General features: G+C 69.3%; 18 protein-coding genes and 1 tRNA gene. 7 read left to right on the top strand and 12 right to left on the bottom strand.

The genetic code is table 11. The features are described from left to right. Positions 1–71: 71 nt before the first annotated feature. On the bottom strand, positions 72–266 hold the full coding sequence (locus AB0I52_RS00655; protein ID WP_363067530.1) for a hypothetical protein: 195 nt from the start codon (positions 264–266) through the stop codon (positions 72–74). A 154-nt stretch (positions 267–420) separates the two neighbouring features. On the opposite strand from AB0I52_RS00655, the gene AB0I52_RS00650 reads away from it, so the two are divergent. Both AB0I52_RS00650 and AB0I52_RS00645 read left to right on the top strand, forming a co-directional pair. Further along, on the top strand, positions 421–1,467 hold the full coding sequence (locus AB0I52_RS00650) for a LuxR C-terminal-related transcriptional regulator (RefSeq protein WP_363067528.1): 1,047 nt from the start codon (positions 421–423) through the stop codon (positions 1,465–1,467). Positions 1,468–1,576: 109 nt separating this feature from the next. Next, positions 1,577–2,482: a LysR family transcriptional regulator gene (locus AB0I52_RS00645; RefSeq protein ID WP_363067526.1), complete on the top strand. Its 906-nt coding sequence runs from the start codon at positions 1,577–1,579 to the stop codon at positions 2,480–2,482. A gap of 43 nt (positions 2,483–2,525) precedes the next feature. Here AB0I52_RS00645 and AB0I52_RS00640 read toward each other — a convergent pair whose 3' ends face one another. The 7 genes from AB0I52_RS00640 to AB0I52_RS00610 all read right to left on the bottom strand — a co-directional run bounded on the left by AB0I52_RS00640 (position 2,526) and on the right by AB0I52_RS00610 (position 6,456). After that, positions 2,526–3,146 (bottom strand): dihydrofolate reductase family protein, encoded by a 621-nt coding sequence (locus tag AB0I52_RS00640; RefSeq protein WP_363067524.1) that lies wholly within the window; start codon positions 3,144–3,146, stop codon positions 2,526–2,528. Continuing rightward, positions 3,146–3,652: an SRPBCC family protein gene (locus AB0I52_RS00635; RefSeq protein ID WP_363067522.1), complete on the bottom strand. Its 507-nt coding sequence runs from the start codon at positions 3,650–3,652 to the stop codon at positions 3,146–3,148. The genes AB0I52_RS00640 and AB0I52_RS00635 overlap by 1 nt, the downstream gene beginning before the upstream one ends. Positions 3,653–3,655: 3 nt before the next feature. Further along, positions 3,656–3,997 carry a metalloregulator ArsR/SmtB family transcription factor gene (locus AB0I52_RS00630; protein ID WP_363067520.1) on the bottom strand — a complete coding sequence of 114 codons (342 nt, stop codon included), beginning with the start codon at positions 3,995–3,997 and terminating at the stop codon, positions 3,656–3,658. Between the two features lie 68 nt (positions 3,998–4,065). Next, on the bottom strand, positions 4,066–4,599 hold the full coding sequence (locus AB0I52_RS00625; protein WP_363067518.1) for a zinc ribbon domain-containing protein: 534 nt from the start codon (positions 4,597–4,599) through the stop codon (positions 4,066–4,068). 415 nt (positions 4,600–5,014) lie between these two features. Next, positions 5,015–5,230 carry a hypothetical protein gene (locus AB0I52_RS00620; RefSeq protein WP_363067516.1) on the bottom strand — a complete coding sequence of 72 codons (216 nt, stop codon included), beginning with the start codon at positions 5,228–5,230 and terminating at the stop codon, positions 5,015–5,017. An 81-nt stretch (positions 5,231–5,311) separates the two neighbouring features. Then, positions 5,312–6,064 (bottom strand): hypothetical protein, encoded by a 753-nt coding sequence (locus AB0I52_RS00615; protein ID WP_363067514.1) that lies wholly within the window; start codon positions 6,062–6,064, stop codon positions 5,312–5,314. Positions 6,065–6,129: 65 nt separating this feature from the next. Beyond that, positions 6,130–6,456 carry a helix-turn-helix transcriptional regulator gene (locus tag AB0I52_RS00610; protein WP_363067512.1) on the bottom strand — a complete coding sequence of 109 codons (327 nt, stop codon included), beginning with the start codon at positions 6,454–6,456 and terminating at the stop codon, positions 6,130–6,132. Between the two features lie 426 nt (positions 6,457–6,882). Here AB0I52_RS00610 and AB0I52_RS00605 point away from each other — a divergent pair, with 426 nt between their 5' ends. The 3 genes from AB0I52_RS00605 (at position 6,883) to AB0I52_RS00595 (ending at position 9,287) form a co-directional block, all read left to right on the top strand. Further along, positions 6,883–7,623 (top strand): class I SAM-dependent methyltransferase, encoded by a 741-nt coding sequence (locus tag AB0I52_RS00605; RefSeq protein WP_363067510.1) that lies wholly within the window; start codon positions 6,883–6,885, stop codon positions 7,621–7,623. 532 nt (positions 7,624–8,155) lie between these two features. After that, on the top strand, positions 8,156–8,662 hold the full coding sequence (locus AB0I52_RS00600; RefSeq protein WP_363067508.1) for an ATP-binding protein: 507 nt from the start codon (positions 8,156–8,158) through the stop codon (positions 8,660–8,662). 250 nt (positions 8,663–8,912) lie between these two features. Next, the gene (locus AB0I52_RS00595) at positions 8,913–9,287 is read left to right on the top strand and encodes a type II toxin-antitoxin system VapC family toxin (RefSeq protein ID WP_363067506.1); all 375 of its coding nucleotides are present in this window, start codon (positions 8,913–8,915) and stop codon (positions 9,285–9,287) included. A 72-nt stretch (positions 9,288–9,359) separates the two neighbouring features. On the opposite strand, the gene AB0I52_RS00590 is transcribed toward AB0I52_RS00595, so the two are convergent. From AB0I52_RS00590 to AB0I52_RS00575, 4 genes are all read right to left on the bottom strand, one after another. Further along, on the bottom strand, positions 9,360–10,499 hold the full coding sequence (locus tag AB0I52_RS00590) for a serine hydrolase domain-containing protein (protein ID WP_363067504.1): 1,140 nt from the start codon (positions 10,497–10,499) through the stop codon (positions 9,360–9,362). Between the two features lie 84 nt (positions 10,500–10,583). Continuing rightward, the gene (locus AB0I52_RS00585) at positions 10,584–11,525 is read right to left on the bottom strand and encodes a hypothetical protein (RefSeq protein WP_363067502.1); all 942 of its coding nucleotides are present in this window, start codon (positions 11,523–11,525) and stop codon (positions 10,584–10,586) included. 2 nt (positions 11,526–11,527) lie between these two features. Beyond that, on the bottom strand, positions 11,528–11,866 hold the full coding sequence (locus AB0I52_RS00580; RefSeq protein WP_363067500.1) for a PadR family transcriptional regulator: 339 nt from the start codon (positions 11,864–11,866) through the stop codon (positions 11,528–11,530). Positions 11,867–12,059: 193 nt separating this feature from the next. Beyond that, positions 12,060–12,131 (bottom strand) — tRNA-Arg (locus AB0I52_RS00575). A 227-nt stretch (positions 12,132–12,358) separates the two neighbouring features. Between AB0I52_RS00575 and AB0I52_RS00570 the strand changes: the two genes are divergently transcribed. Both AB0I52_RS00570 and nrtL read left to right on the top strand, forming a co-directional pair. Next, a complete protein-coding gene (locus AB0I52_RS00570) occupies positions 12,359–12,772 on the top strand; it encodes a response regulator (RefSeq protein ID WP_362963116.1) in 414 nt (137 codons plus the stop codon). 55 nt (positions 12,773–12,827) lie between these two features. After that, positions 12,828–13,958, top strand: coding sequence for an ArgS-related anticodon-binding protein NrtL (gene nrtL / locus AB0I52_RS00565; RefSeq protein WP_363067498.1), 1,131 nt, complete (start codon positions 12,828–12,830; stop codon positions 13,956–13,958). Positions 13,959–13,971: the final 13 nt, after the last annotated feature.

Genomic DNA, 13,971 nt, shown 5'->3' with positions numbered 1-13,971 from the left:
CGGAGCACCGGTCAGGACCGCGGGACGATTTGATGTCATGATGTGCCCTTCTGTGATATGCGCGAATGAGATCAAGAGATTTCTCTGTTGAAGGATGAACCGGGGTGGGCCGGGACGGTGTCCCATTTGTCGTCGGCCACCGTGTTTATTTGTGCGGTTTCGTGGCCGGAACCGACCGCTGCCGAGGCCATGGCGGAGTGCAGAACTCCGAAGGCCAGAGTGGTTGCCGCGATGTTCCGGACAAGTGAATGACGGGTGTTCATCATTGCGTATCCCCCTGCGCTGCTTGGCTGATGTATTTTTTGGCCGCAAGAGAACCGTGCCATTTATGGAGATCCACTTCGAGTGCCACGAACTGTCCTAGGATGGACCGGCAGCTAGTGGACAGGCGGACGGACCGAATGCGGCGGGGGAGGGTCAGTGGGGGAGCAGTTACTGCTGGACGGTGTGGCCGTGGACGCCTACGCGTGGGCGCTGCGCGTGGGGGTCTTCGACGACAAGGAGATCGCGGCCGGTCTGGAGGTCGATGCCGAGCTGGTCGCGCAGGCCCGTGAGACCCTGCAGGAGCTGCGACTTCTCGGCCCCACGGGGTCCGGGACCACGATGGTGCCGCTCAATCCCGACGTGGCCGAGGCCGAGCTCGTCACGCCGCTGGAGGTGTCGATCGCCCAGCGAAGACAGCGGATCGCCGGTATCCACCGGCAGTTGAGGGTCCTGGCGGAGGTCTACCGCTCCCACGAGAGGGCGGCCACGGACGATCTGCCGCCGATCCGGGTGCTGGACGACTTCGAAGAGGTACGCCGCGAGATCGACCTCGCACGCCGCCGCTGCACCGAGGAGCGGATCAGCCTCCAGCCGGGCGGCGGCCGCAGCGCCGAAATGCTGGAACAGGACCTGATGCAGACCCTGGAGATGCGCCGACGAGGCATCCGCATCCGCACGCTCTACCAGCACACCGCCCGGTCCAGCCTGGCCACGCGCACCTACGTGCGGCAGATCTGCCAGGAGGGCGCCGAGGTCCGTACCGCCGAGGAACTCGCCGAGCGCCTGATCATCTACGACCGCAAACTGGCGTTCATACCCAAGGAGCGGACGGGAAAAGAACCCCCCGGTGCGGCCATTGTCTCCGACCCCACGCTCGTCGCGTACCTGTGTCGCTCATTCGAGTCCGTATGGCAGGGAAGTCAGCCCTTCGACGTGGGGCGGACCATTGAATACCAACAGGTCGCCGAGGATCTTCGGATGTCAATTCTCCGCCTCATGGCCATGGGGGTGAAGGACGAAGTGATCGCCCGGCGCCTGGGTATGGCCACACGAACCTGCCGCCGTCATATTTCCGCAATCATGGAAGAAATTGGCGCGACCAGTCGTTTCCAGGCCGGGCTCCTGATCGGCCGTCAGGGATTGATCCCCGACGATCAGGCGGATCTTCCCGCATTCGCCGGCATCGACGTGTCCGAATCATGACGACCGCTGTCCTGGATCAGACACCCCCATGTCCTGGCCTCCCCCTGCCCGACTTGATTTCCTGGGAAAGCAGTATTGAGTACGGCGTCAGCCGAACCCAGGAGGGGCTATGGACATCCGACAGTTGGTCACGTTCCACAAGGTGGCGACGCTGCTCAGCTTCACTAGGGCCGCATCCGAACTGAAGTACGCGCAGTCCAGCGTCACCGCTCAGATCAAGTCCCTGGAGCTGTCGCTCGGAGTGGATCTCTTCGACCGCCTCGGAGGCCGTATACAGCTCACCGAGGCCGGCCAGCGACTCCTGCCGTACGCCGAACAGATGGTCACCCTCGCCGGGGAGGCGCGCGGCGCGACGCGGGCGTCGGAGGAGCCCTCCGGCGTCCTCACGGTCGGCTCGATGGAGAGCATCACCTCCTACCGGATGCCCCCGCTGCTGGAGTTCTTCCACCACCGCTACCCCTCCCTCCAGATCGTCCTGCGCCCCAGCCTGTGCGCCGAGACCTGCCACGCACTGCGCCAGGGCATGTTCGACATGGGCTTCCTGATGGAGGCCGAGACCCAGCACCCCGGCGTCCAGACGGAGGTGCTCGGCTCGGAACCCCTCACCGTGGTCGCCGCCCCGGAACACCCCCTGACCCGGGCCGAGAAGATCACCACCGACGTGCTGCGCCAGACCCAAGTCATCTCCGCCGAGGCGGGCTGCGCCTACCGGGAACTGTTCGAGGCCGAACTCAACGACGGCACGGGGGAGCCGCTGCCCTTCCTGGAGTTCGGCACGACCGAGTCCATCAAGCGCGGCGTCGCCGCGGGCCTGGGCGTCAGCCTGCTCCCGACAGCCACCGTGGCGGACGCCCTGGAGGCGGGCACACTGGTCAGCCTCCCCTGGAGCATCCCGTTCGAGGTGCACACCCAGATCGCGTGGCGGCGCGGCAAGAACCTTTCACGCGAGATGCGGGTCTTCGTCGACCAGACGATCCGCTTCCTCGCGGAGGAGTACGCGGGCGCGGCAGCCTGAGACGGCTGCCGGCCCTCCGGTTCCACGTGGCCGCCCTCCGTACCTACCGCGGACGTACGGTGTAACTGAGATGCGTCGTCCTCGGCGAAGGCTCCGCCCGGACCAGGTCAAGCGCCACACGGCTCGCGTCGACACCCTCGAACAGGCGGATTCCGGAGCCGAACAGCACGGGCGAGAGCGCGATCGTGAACTCGTCGATCAGGCCGGCGTTCACGTACTGCAGGATCGTCGCGCCGCCGCCCGCGATGCGGACGTCCCGGCCGCCGGCGGACTCGCGGGCCTGATCGAGCGCGGACTCGATGCCGTCGTTGACGAAATGGAAGGTGGTCCCGCCCTGCCGCACCCAGGGGTCACGCTTCTCGTGGGTCACGACGAACACCGGCATGTGGAACGGTGGATCCTCGGGCCACGCCTCCTCGCCGGCGTCGAACATGCGCTTGCCCATCACGCTCGCGCCGGTGCGCTCGAACGTCTCCCGCACGATGTCGTTGTCGCGCCCTTCCTCGCCGCCCTGCCCGAGCTTCAGGTTCTCCCGGAAGAACCGCTGTGGGAACACCCACTGCTGCAGCTCCATCCACTGTCGCCCCATCAGTTCTTCGGGGGACGCGGGCGCGATGAACCCGTCGAGCGACATCGACACGCTGAAGAACACTTTGCCGGCCATCAGTCCTCAACTCCCTTCCGTGCGATCTCCGCGACGTAGGCGGCCAGGTTGCCGAGGGTCTGCTGACCGCCCTCGATCGCGCCGTGCTTCTTGACCGCCTCGTCGCGCAGCTCCTTGGTGGGGAACACCGTGAGCATCTCGATCCGGGTCGCCTCTCCGTCCGGCGCGAACGTGAGGACCGACTCGAACGCATCCGGGTCGCCGCGGTACTCGCCGTGGAGCATCGCGATCCGCTCCGGCGGGACGATCCCGGTCCAGGTGATCCACTCGCTGTAGTCGGTGCCGTCCGGCCCGTGCATCACGAACTCCCAGACCCCGCCGACGCGGAACTCGAAGGCCCGCGTGGTGGTGGTGAACCCCTGCGGCCCCCACCAGCGCGACAGGTGCCGCACTTCGGTGAACGCCTTGAACACCAGTTCTCGTGGGGCGTCGATGTCCCGGGAGATCACGATCTCCCGATCGGCCGTCGCGGACTGCGCCGGCGCTTCTCGTCCAGTCGGATTCATCAGCTACTCCTGTTGCCCGTCCTGCTTGAGTTCCTGTACGTATGCGTCCAGCCGGTCGAAGCTCTCGTTCCAGAACTGTTCGAACCCGCCGGTCCACTCGTGAACCGCTCGCAGCCCACGTGCGTCCAGGTCGTACAGGCGCTGCTTGCCCGCCTTGCGGTCCCGCACCAGGCCTACTTCGCGGAGCACCCGCAGGTGCTTGGACGCCCCGGGCTGCGTCATCCCCAGCTCCTCGGCGACCTCCGTCACCGGCCGTTCGCCTGCCCGCAGCAGCGCCAGTATGTTTCGGCGCTGCGGCTCGGCTATGGCGTTGAAGACGTCTGACGTCGTCGCTGCTCGTGCCATGGCAGCAATCATATGCCCATATCGGAAAGTGTTTCAAGGATCGCCTGTGAGTACTGGATCGCCGGTGCCTACGTCTTCGCTCTCGGCTCCACCCTGTCCGGGGGCCGGACCCTACGGGCCGATTGCGGTCGGCGGGTCGGCGAGATCTTGCTCCACGGACCGTCAACGCCGGCGCGCCTCCCTGCCAGTGACGCGCGCAGTGGCCCGGGTTTGGCCAGCCTGTCGGCCAGGTAGGCGTCGAACGCCTCCGCGACCTGATCGTCGATCTCGTCCCGCATCCGGGCATCCAGTGATTCAGACATGGACTGAAGCTGACGGCCGACGAGCGCGAGGCCGCGGTGAAGATCGGCGCCCTCAAGATGACCCATGACCTGAACCTGGTCGTGAGCGCCCACACCGGGTACGACTCCTCCGCGGGCTGGAACCAGATCTACCGCCTCGTACTCCGCCTCCCGCCAGGACGAGTTGTGGTCCGCGTGCTCGACGAAGCCGCATGCCTTGCACGCGAAGCGGGCCTGGGCAGGCCGGTTCGCGCGTGCGGTGTGGTGGCACTGGGAGCATTCCTGGCTGGTGTACGCCGGGTCGATGTAGATCACCGGCACTCCGGCCTTCTTCGCCCGCCGCTTCGCGGACTTCGTACCCTTCTTCTGGAGCTTGGAGCTTGGAGCTTGGAGCGCAGTGCCCGGTCGTTCGTACGCTTGTTTGCCCGGCCTGCCCGGTGAACGCCATGCCCGTCGAGACCGTGCGGTCCTGGTGCCGCCAGGACAGCATGCGGCGGGGAGACGAGCTGGACCTGTCCGACCGCGGTGAAGTAGTTCAGGGGTTCAGCCGAGGTACGCGCCAGAGGGGCAACGGGATGATCTTGGGGGCCGACCCGTCGCGGTAAATGCCGGACTTACTGCGACGGAGGCCCGACCGTGCTCGGCGCGACCTGCGGCGGACCGATCCGGCCGCCAGGGCGAGGTGTACTCATCTACTGCGGCACGCCGGGCCAAGCCCATGTAACGAGATCGATTCTCAACCACCTGGGTTATCGGCTCTGGCCGGGTCGGTGGGCTGATCCGGCTCGGGGCGACCGGTCATCCAGCGCAGCAGGCGGAAGGCGCGTTCGCTGGTGGTGGCCGGGGCGAAGACGGCAGTGAGGAGAACCGTGAGCAGGAGAGCAAGTTCGGCACTGGCCAAGACCGCGGCCAGGGTGGGGCTGGCGAACGCGATGCCCGAAGGAGTGGCCACGATGGTTGTGGCCAGGCCGAAGGAGACCCGTCGGCCTGGCAGGCGACTGGTGGGGGGGCTCGACGGCGGAGCCAGACGTCATCATCGGCGCCCCTGGGAGGAGCCGGCGCCACGCATGCGGTGCTGCAGGGTGGCGATCCAGGCCCAGACGACAACGGCCGGGGCGTGAAGAAGGAAGTCGCGTAGCAGCTTGGCGTGCTGGTCATCCTCGTAGTCGTAGCGGGCCTCGTTGAAGTCGTCCCGCCACCGTCGTCCGGCCTCAGGGGGCATGAGGGCCGCGGCCGTTCGAATCGGCCAGGGGTCGCACGCGCCGTCGATCAGGTCCGCTGGCACCGACTCCGGTCGCTTACGGGCCGAGCGGATAAACCCGGCCGAGACCCGGCCCAGGACAACGACGGCCAGGGAAAACCCGACGAGCAGACCGACGATGAGGCCGAGTGCGATACCCGCGTCGATCCCATAGGCGACTCCACAGGTGATCAGCAGAGTGATACGGCTGCCGAGGCTCAGGGCGGGGTCATTCCAGGGATCATTTACCAGGAACATGTAGACGTTGACGGGAGTCAAACAGACGCCTAGGACCGCGAGGAAGTTAAGACATCGGCCGACGCGCTCGGTGGCCGCAAGCAGTTTCCGGCGGAAGCCTTTGAAGAAGGCACTGATGGCCAGTGTGCTGCTGCCGACAACACCCCCCGCCGTAGGGCCGATCAGGCTGCCGAGGACGATGGGTTCGAAGTCGCTCGCGCCGACGTCGACATGGAACATGCCAAGTTCCCTACCGGTTAAACCGGTCAAGGCACCGACCAGCATGCCGGTGACGGTGATCGCGACCACGGTACCGAGGCTGTGCGCTGCGGTTTTGAGGGACTGTTGACGTCGCTTACGGAGAAGAGAGGCCATCAGGAGGTCGCGCCTTCCTCAGCCAGGCCACGCAGGGCGGTGCTGCGAGGGCGGCGGGCAGTGGCCATGGCGGCGCTGGCCTGGGCTGCGCCGTTCGCCGTGAACCGGTAGTAGCGGCGGGCGGGCCGCTTTTCCAGGTGGGGGTCGATGTCCTCCTTCCGAGAGGTGAGCCACCCCTCGGTCTCCAGCCGCAGCAGGATTGGGTGGGTGGTGCCGGGCATGAGTCCGGTCAGTTCTGACAGTTCCCGCCCATAGAGTTCGCGGGCGGGGTCACGTAGCAGCGCCTGCAGCACCAGCTGGGTCTGTAGCGTCATACGAAAGCCCATGCTCTAACTCTAACTAGGGATAGAGCTCGTGTCCATGCTCTAACTCTAACTAGGTTGATGCGTGTGATGCTCTACGTCCGGCCCGCGGCTCCCGGGAAAGACATGCGGCTCGTCCGAGCGGCGGTTCGGCCTCCAAGATCACGTCGTTGCCCCTTTGACGCGTATCTCGGTCACGCCCCGTTTACGTCCGCGCCGAAGACCGGCGCGTGCCACTCCATGTCGTCGCCGGCCCACGCGGCACTTCGGAGTAGCGGTCAAGGTGATGCACCTGTTGGTCATCTTGTTACCGCCCGCCTTGAACCCATGGTCTCACCACGCCTCCTGATCGCATCGGCAGCCGGAGAGGACACCCGTGAACCAGTGAACCTTCCCGGTCGCAGCACAATCGTGTTGACCGTCCCCGGCGGCCAGTGCTTGAGTCGGCGCGTGGACAGCATTTCTGCCAACCGGCGGTTCTGGAACGGGATCAGCAGCGCCTACCAGCACGAGCACGACCCGCAGATCGGTGCAACGCCCCGGCTGTGGGGCACGTACTCCATCCCCGACGCGCACCTGCACGCCCTGGGTGACGTCACCGGCAAGCGCGTCCTCGAACTCGGCTGCGGCGCCGGCCAGTGGTCCAGGGCGCTCGCCGCCGAGGGCGCCACCGTGGTCGGGCTCGACCTGTCCGAAGCCCAGCTCGCCGCGGCGGCTCGCGCGATGGGAGCGGCCCGCTACCCGCTGGTGCAAGGCGCCGCCGAACACCTCCCGTTCGCCGCCGACAGCTTCGACCTGGTGTTCTGTGACTACGGCGGGCTCAGCTGGGCGCCCCCGCACCTGGCCGTCCCGCAGGCCGCACGCGTCCTGCGCCGCGGCGGGCGCCTGGTGTTCAACGTCGCCAGCCCATGGTTCGAAGCGTGCTACGACGAAGCCGCCGGCCGCGCAACCGCGACGCTGCACCAGGACTACTTCGGGCTGGACGCCATCGCCGAGGACCAGGGCGCGGTCAGCTATCAGCTCACCTACGGCGACTGGATCAGGGTCCTGCGCGGCGCAGGTCTCGTCATCGACGACCTCATCGAGCCGCGGCCCGGACCCGCAACAGCCAACGGCTACAACCAGACCGACCCGCCTGACTGGGCACACCGCTGGCCGGCGGAAATGATCTGGGTGACCCACAAACCGTAAGCACCGCCGCACCGAGACGTGAAGGTATCCAGGCTTGGCGTGCTCTGGCGCCCGCTGTTCGTGCTGCCGCCGTTGGTGAGAGTTCCCTTGCCTACAGGTTGTCGAAGTCTCCGGCGGTCATGCCTGACTTGAAGGCGCGCCATTCGCCGGGGGTGAAGCACAGGAGGCCAGCTCGAAGCATTGGCCGTTGTTGGCCGTGAAGCTGCTCTTCTGCCAGGGGAGTGTGGACGGGTCGATCGAGTAGAGGTCTGCTTTCTCCATGACCTCAGTCTTCCTCGTTTCGGATGCCGGCAATCAGATCACCTGCTCCGGCGCGGGCGGCGGGAATTCTGGCCGATGTCGCCCTTCTTGGAGCTGCCATGGCTACACGGAACCAAGTGACCTTCAGACTCTCTCGCTGTCGTAGCAGCGTTCCCAAGGCGCGGGCGGTGCTCCGCGCCCAAGCTCGGGGAGTGGCGGGCCACCCATGTAGCGGCGGAGGACGGCGAGCTGGTCCTCTCCGAGCTGCTGACCAACGCACGTACGCGTACCCGTGCCCGGTGACCGCCTGGTGGGCGTACGCATCGAGTGCCGGGGGAGGGGCGAACTCCTGCGCCTGGAGGTGAACGACGCGGGTGCGGGCCGGCCGGAGGTGCGGCGGCCCGGTGAACTGGACAAGGGAGGGCGCGGGCTCCTGCTCGTAGCGGCTCTGGCCCACCGGTGGGGCGTGGACGAGCGCCGGGCCGGGATCGGCAAGACGGTCTGGGCGGAGCTGCTGGCCCCTGGTGCCGATCCCAGCGACGCCCCCGCCCCCGGGGAGGCGCGGATCGCGGCGGTATCCGTCCGGCCCGGTCAACGCGTACGCGCGTGGGGCACCTGGCGCACGGTCCGCGCGGTCCGGAGCGAGCGGTTCGCGTCGGGAGGGCCGGTAGTCGTCATCGCCCTGTGCGACGGAGGCCCGGCTCTGCGGTCGCACGCGGCCGAGCCGCTGACCGTACGTACAACACCGGCCGCCGAGAGCCGGGTTCAGGCCCCGGCCGGTCCGGTGATCTCATCGTGAGGGCGCTGTGGAAGAGGTTGCTCCGCCGTCACGTGCACAGCGCGGAGCCGCGATTCCTGGGCACGCTGACGCTGCTGACCGGCGGTCGGCCGGTCGTGATCAGCCGGGCGGGCCGGCCGGTGGAGAGGACGCTGCCGCCTCGGCCTCAGGTGCGACGGCCGGGACGGGGCTCGCTCCGGGGCCGTATCCGCATCCCCGCCGACTTCGACCATGCGCCGGCCTCGGTGGCTGACGCCCTGGGGATGCGCTGATGCGACTTCTCCTCGATACGTCCGTCGTGACGTGGTGGATCGCCGACTCGCCGCAGCTGTCCGCACCGTTCAAGGAACTCCTGGACACCGAACCTGCCGTGTACGTCAGCGCGGTGTCCCCGTGGGAGATCACCGTCAAACAGTTCCTCGGGAGCGTCGAAGGCCCCGGGGACCTGGCCGAGCAGGTGCGGGATCTCCCGTTCAGGAGCCTGCCCGTCACCGCCGCGCACGGGGTGCGGGCAGGCCGGCTGCCGATGGTGCACACCGATCCGTTCGACCGGATGCTGATCGCGCAGGCGCAGGCCGAGGGGATGGTGCTGGTCACCCGGAACCGCTGGATTCCGCAGTACGACGTGCGGGTCGTACCGGCCTGACGCGGCCGCCCGACAGCCCGCCCGCCCGCGGCACCGCACGGCTGCCCGCTGCCGCTCACCTCGACCGGGTACTCAGTCGCTCGCGATGCCGAGCGCCGCGCGGATCTCCCTTGCCAGCCGCCCGTCCAGACCGTGCACGGTCATCCGGTTCTTGACCAGAGCGAAGGAGAACCGGTGCGCGGGGTCGGCGAAGGCCGTGCTGCCGCCCGAGCCGCTGTGGCCGAAGCCGCCCGCCGGGCGTATCGGCTTCGCTCCGCTGTCCCCGATCACGAAGCCCGCGCCCATGGCGGAGGTGGTGCCCATGATCCTGTCCACCCCGCTGACCCGCTCCGTGGTCGCCTCCTTCAATGTCGCCGCCGACAGCAGCCGTACGCCCTCCAGCTCACCGCCACAGGCCAGTACCGCGTACAGGAAGGCGGCCCCGCGCGCGGTCATGATCCCGTTGGCCGGCAGAGCCGTACGCCGGAAGTCCGCACGGTTGCCCAACTCGGCCACCGGCAGCACCCCGTGGGGAACGCAGTCGAAGAACGGGGCCCCGGGCGGCATCCGCTCCAGCCGCGCGGCCCAGCCGCCGTCGTAACAAGTGGCCACCCGGGACGCCAGGTGCGCAGGGGCGTGGAACAGCAGCTCGTCACCGATCCCGAGCGGACCGGCCAGCTCTTCGCGCAGGAGTTGGTCGCAGGTCCGGCCGGTGGCGCGGTGCAGGATCTCGGCCAGCAGCACCCCGTAGGTCCAGGCGTGGTAGCCGAACGCGCTGCCGGGCTCCCACTGCGGCCGCTGCCCGGCCGTCCAGTCGGCCACGGCCGGCAGGTCGAGCAGTCGCTCCGGGGTCAGGTCCGCCGGCAGCCGGGCCAGGCCGGCCATGTGGCCGAGGACCTGCCCCAGGGTGATCCGCTCCTTGCCCGCCGCGCCGAACTGCGGCCAGTAGCGCGCCACGGGGGCGTCGTACGCCAGTACCCCCTGGTCCACCAGTACCGCGACCAGGGCCGCCGCCACACCCTTGCCTGTCGACCAGGCCGGCACCAGGGTGTCCGGCTCCATCGGCCGCCCCTCGGCGACATCGGCCGTCCCCGCCCACGCGTCGACCACCAACTCGCCGTCGTGCCAGGCCGCCACCTGCACCCCGGTCTCGACGCCCGATCCCGTCAACTCCGCCAGGACCTCTTCGACGCGCCGCTGCGCCGGATGGTCCGGCACCGTGCTGGTGTGCACAGTCCCTCCCCTTCCGCCCCGGGGGCCGCGAGCAGGCCGCCCTTCGGCTTCAACGCGGTTCCGGCCGGAACCGTTCCGGAGGAACTACGCCTCGCGGAAGCGCCGCACCACCTCGCGCGCGCCCCCTGCCAGGACCACCAGGACCACCACGGTCCAGAAGGCGTCCGGGGCCTGCCAGCCGCCGTTGACGTCGGACAGGAAGTCCGGGTTGAAGAACTCCCGCCGGTACAGGATCCAGGCCATCGGCAGGGTGAACGCCGCCTGGGCGGCGATGTTCCAGAGCGCGAGCGAGCGCGTCGGCGCCCGCAGGGCCCGGATCGCGTCGAGTGTCACGAGCCCGACGAGGCCGGCCAGGATCGGCCAGATCCAGCCCGACCACAGGCCCGGGTCGAGTACGTCGAGGTGGGTGCCGGCGTCGGTCCGGTACGGCTGCGCGGTGTGCTGCCAGACGATCAGGGCGAGCAGCAGCCCGTGCCACGCCATCCCGGCACCGGCCGTGGCGCCGCGCTTCTTCTGTGCGCGGCGGTCGGGCAGGTCGTCGGGCGTCCACGCCCCGCCGGACGCGGCGGACCGCTTACCGGACCGCTCGATCAGGACGAACACCACGGTGAGCCAGGCGACCATCGGGACGCCGACGGTGAGCACCGCCCCGGCGGCCCCGCCGATCACCCTTGCGGCCCCCTGGCCGTCCACGATGTCGAGCGCCGCGCTGACGGCGATGACCACGGGCAGCACGGAAAGCAGCAGGGCCGCGAGGAGTCGTATGTACGTCGGGTAGAACCCGGGGCCGATCAGTACCGGCGGCCGGTCCGCGTACTGAGCGGCGAGCCGGATCGGGTCGCCCATCTCGGTGAGCACCTCGCGCTCGGCGGCCCCCGGGTCGGCAGGACCGCGGGCCTCGACGGTGTCAGCGATCGTCGCGCGCAGCTCGTCGGCCACGTCGCCGCGCCGGGCGGCCGGGATGTGCCGGACGGCCTCCGCCACGTAACGGTCGGTCAGCGTGCCGGTGTCGGACGCTTGGAACATACTCAACGTTCCCCCTTGGTCAGTCGTGATATCGCGGCGTCCAGGGTCTGCCACTCGCGCAGCAGCCCGGTGCGGACCCGGGCGCCCTCGGGGCTGATCCGATAGAACTTGCGCGGCCTGGACCGGTCGGTGTTCCACTCGCTGATGAGCAGCCCCTGCTTCTCCAGGCGGCGCAGCAGCGGGTAGAGGGTGTTGCCGTCGACGGCGATGCCGGCGCCGCCGAGCGTCTCCAGGAGTGCGTAGCCGTACTGCGGCTCGTCCAGCAGCGCCAGGCAGGCCAGGACGACCGTGCCGCGGCGTAGCTCCTGGGCCTGGCTGAGGATCAGTTCTTCGGTGCCCACGCGCGAGACGATACTGTGCGCCGCACACTAATGTCGGTCATCGGGGAAACGAGGCCCCCGCCGGGGCCGGATCGTGTCGCTGCGGAACGTGAAGTGCGGCGGCCCCTGCCGCATGGCCCCAAACCGGCATGAAAAAGACCCCCTGTTCAACGTTTCCGCTGATCAGAGGGTCTATTCGGCACCTTCTGCAAGGTGCCCCCGGCAGGATTCGAACCTGCGCTCCCGGCTCCGGAGGCCGATGCTCTATCCCCTGAGCTACGGGGGCGTATCGCTGTGCTGCTCTGCGACGGGTGAAACACTACCAGCTTCCGCCCGGTGCCCGTGAACAGGTATTTCCGCGCCCCCGTCGAGCGCCCCCCGCCCTGCCGGGCAGGTCGCACACACATCCGGCCAACCTTCGCCGCCATCCGTCCGGGGACGGAAGTGGGCAAATCCCGGACGCAGCCCCTCCGCCCCGCCTACTCTCGAAGGGTGTCAGGGGCTTGCGGCCGCGTGCTTGTTGTCGATGACAACAAGGTCATCCGGCAGTTGATCAGGGTCAATCTCGAGCTGGAGGGCTTCGAGGTCGTGACCGCGGCCGATGGTGTCGAGTGTCTGGATCTGGTGCATCGGGTCAGTCCCGATGTGATCACGCTCGATGTCGTCATGCCCCGGCTGGACGGTCTGCAGACGGCCACCAGGCTGCGCTCCGATCCGCGGACCCGGCATCTGCCCGTGGCGATCGTCAGCGCCTGCACGCCGTACGAGGTGGACAACGGGGTCGCGGCGGGAGTCGACGCCTTCCTCGCCAAGCCCTTCGAGCCGAGCGAGCTGGTGCGGGTCGTACGGCAGTTGATGGAGCGCGGCCGGCCACCGGTACTCGACGGCAGACAGGGTGCCGGGCGGGCGGAGAGCGCCGCCGGTTGACCGGATGGCGAAACCGGTTCGCGAAAGGCCCCCCTCCCTCCCATACGCTTGTCCCGTGACCCCCGCCGATCTCTCCACGACCGTGCTGCGCGCCGTGCGCCGCGCGGTCGACGAGGACGCCTTGCGCGCGCCCGTGCCCGCGCGCGTGCGAGTGGAGAGGACCAGGCCGGGCGGACGCGGCGACTACGCCAGCGCCGTCGCCCTCCAGCTCGCCGGACCCGCCGCGCGGTCCGCGCGGGAGGTGGCCGAGATCCTGCGGGAGCGAATGGCCGGTGCGCCCGGGATCGGACGGGTCGAGATCACCGGACCCGGCTTCCTGAACTTCACCCTCGACGCCTCCGCCGACGCGCACTGCGCGCTCCTGCGACGGGTGCGGGAGCAGGGGCTGCGCTACGGACACGGCGACGCGCTCGCCGGGGCACCGCTGCAATTCAGCCACGCCCGCGAGGTCCGGGCCGCGGTCACCGCCGACGCGGTGCGCCGGCTCGTACGCGCGCAGGGCGCGCCCGTACGCGTCAGCTGCGACGAGGCCTCCGACCCGGACTGGGCACGGCTGGGCATCACCCTCGACGCCCACGGACGGCCCCCCACACCGCTGACGGCGATACGGCCGGTCCCGGTCGGCGCCACCGCCGGCGAACTGCTCGGCCGGCTCGGGCCCGACGCCACCCGCTGGGGACTGCTCCGGCCCGCCGGTCACGACCGCGCCCGGCTCGGCGACGACCTCCTCGTCCAGGGCGAGGGCAACCCCCTGTTCCTGGTCCGTTACGCCCACTCCCGCTCCCACGCGCTCAGCCGCGGCGCGGAGCGGCTCGGATTCACGAGCGCCCCCGGCCAGGACACCGGCGACACGCAGGACACCGGCGACACGCAGGACACCCGCGACACGCAGGACACCAGCGACACGGCGGGCGCCGAGGCGCTCGCGCTGCTCGCCGTAATCGCGGACCACCCCGCCGTCCTCGCCGCCGCCGCGCACCACCGCGCACCCGACCGGCTCGCCCGCCACCTCGAAGCGGTCGCGCACGCGTTCCTCGACTTCCACGACGCCGCGTCGCCGCTCCCCGCCGGGGACGAGAAACCCTCGGCCGCCCACCGCACCCGGCTCGCCCTCGCCGAAGCCGCCGGGACGGTGCTGGCAGGCGGCCTGTCCCTGCTCGGCATCAGCGCGCCCCCTTACCTCTGAGAGACCCGAGAGA

It is taken from the genome of Streptomyces sp. NPDC050423 (assembly GCF_040655445.1).
Classification (GTDB): Bacteria; Actinomycetota; Actinomycetes; order Streptomycetales; family Streptomycetaceae; genus Streptomyces.
The sequence above is the reverse complement of the archived record's forward strand: the minus strand, read 5'-3'. Positions and strand labels throughout refer to the sequence as shown.

Bases quoted from the DNA above. Each gene is read 5' to 3' on its own strand.
- AB0I52_RS00585 (WP_363067502.1), bottom strand. From the start codon at position 11,525: ATGTTCCAAGCGTCCGACACCGGCACGCTGACCGACCGTTACGTGGCG.
- AB0I52_RS00640 (WP_363067524.1), bottom strand. From the start codon at position 3,146: ATGGCCGGCAAAGTGTTCTTCAGCGTGTCGATGTCGCTCGACGGGTTC.
- AB0I52_RS00630 (WP_363067520.1), bottom strand. From the start codon at position 3,997: ATGGCACGAGCAGCGACGACGTCAGACGTCTTCAACGCCATAGCCGAG.
- AB0I52_RS00635 (WP_363067522.1), bottom strand. From the start codon at position 3,652: ATGAATCCGACTGGACGAGAAGCGCCGGCGCAGTCCGCGACGGCCGAT.
- AB0I52_RS00610 (WP_363067512.1), bottom strand. From the start codon at position 6,456: ATGGGCTTTCGTATGACGCTACAGACCCAGCTGGTGCTGCAGGCGCTG.
- AB0I52_RS00595 (WP_363067506.1), top strand. From the start codon at position 8,913: ATGCGACTTCTCCTCGATACGTCCGTCGTGACGTGGTGGATCGCCGAC.
- AB0I52_RS00655 (WP_363067530.1), bottom strand. From the start codon at position 266: ATGATGAACACCCGTCATTCACTTGTCCGGAACATCGCGGCAACCACT.
- AB0I52_RS00645 (WP_363067526.1), top strand. From the start codon at position 1,577: ATGGACATCCGACAGTTGGTCACGTTCCACAAGGTGGCGACGCTGCTC.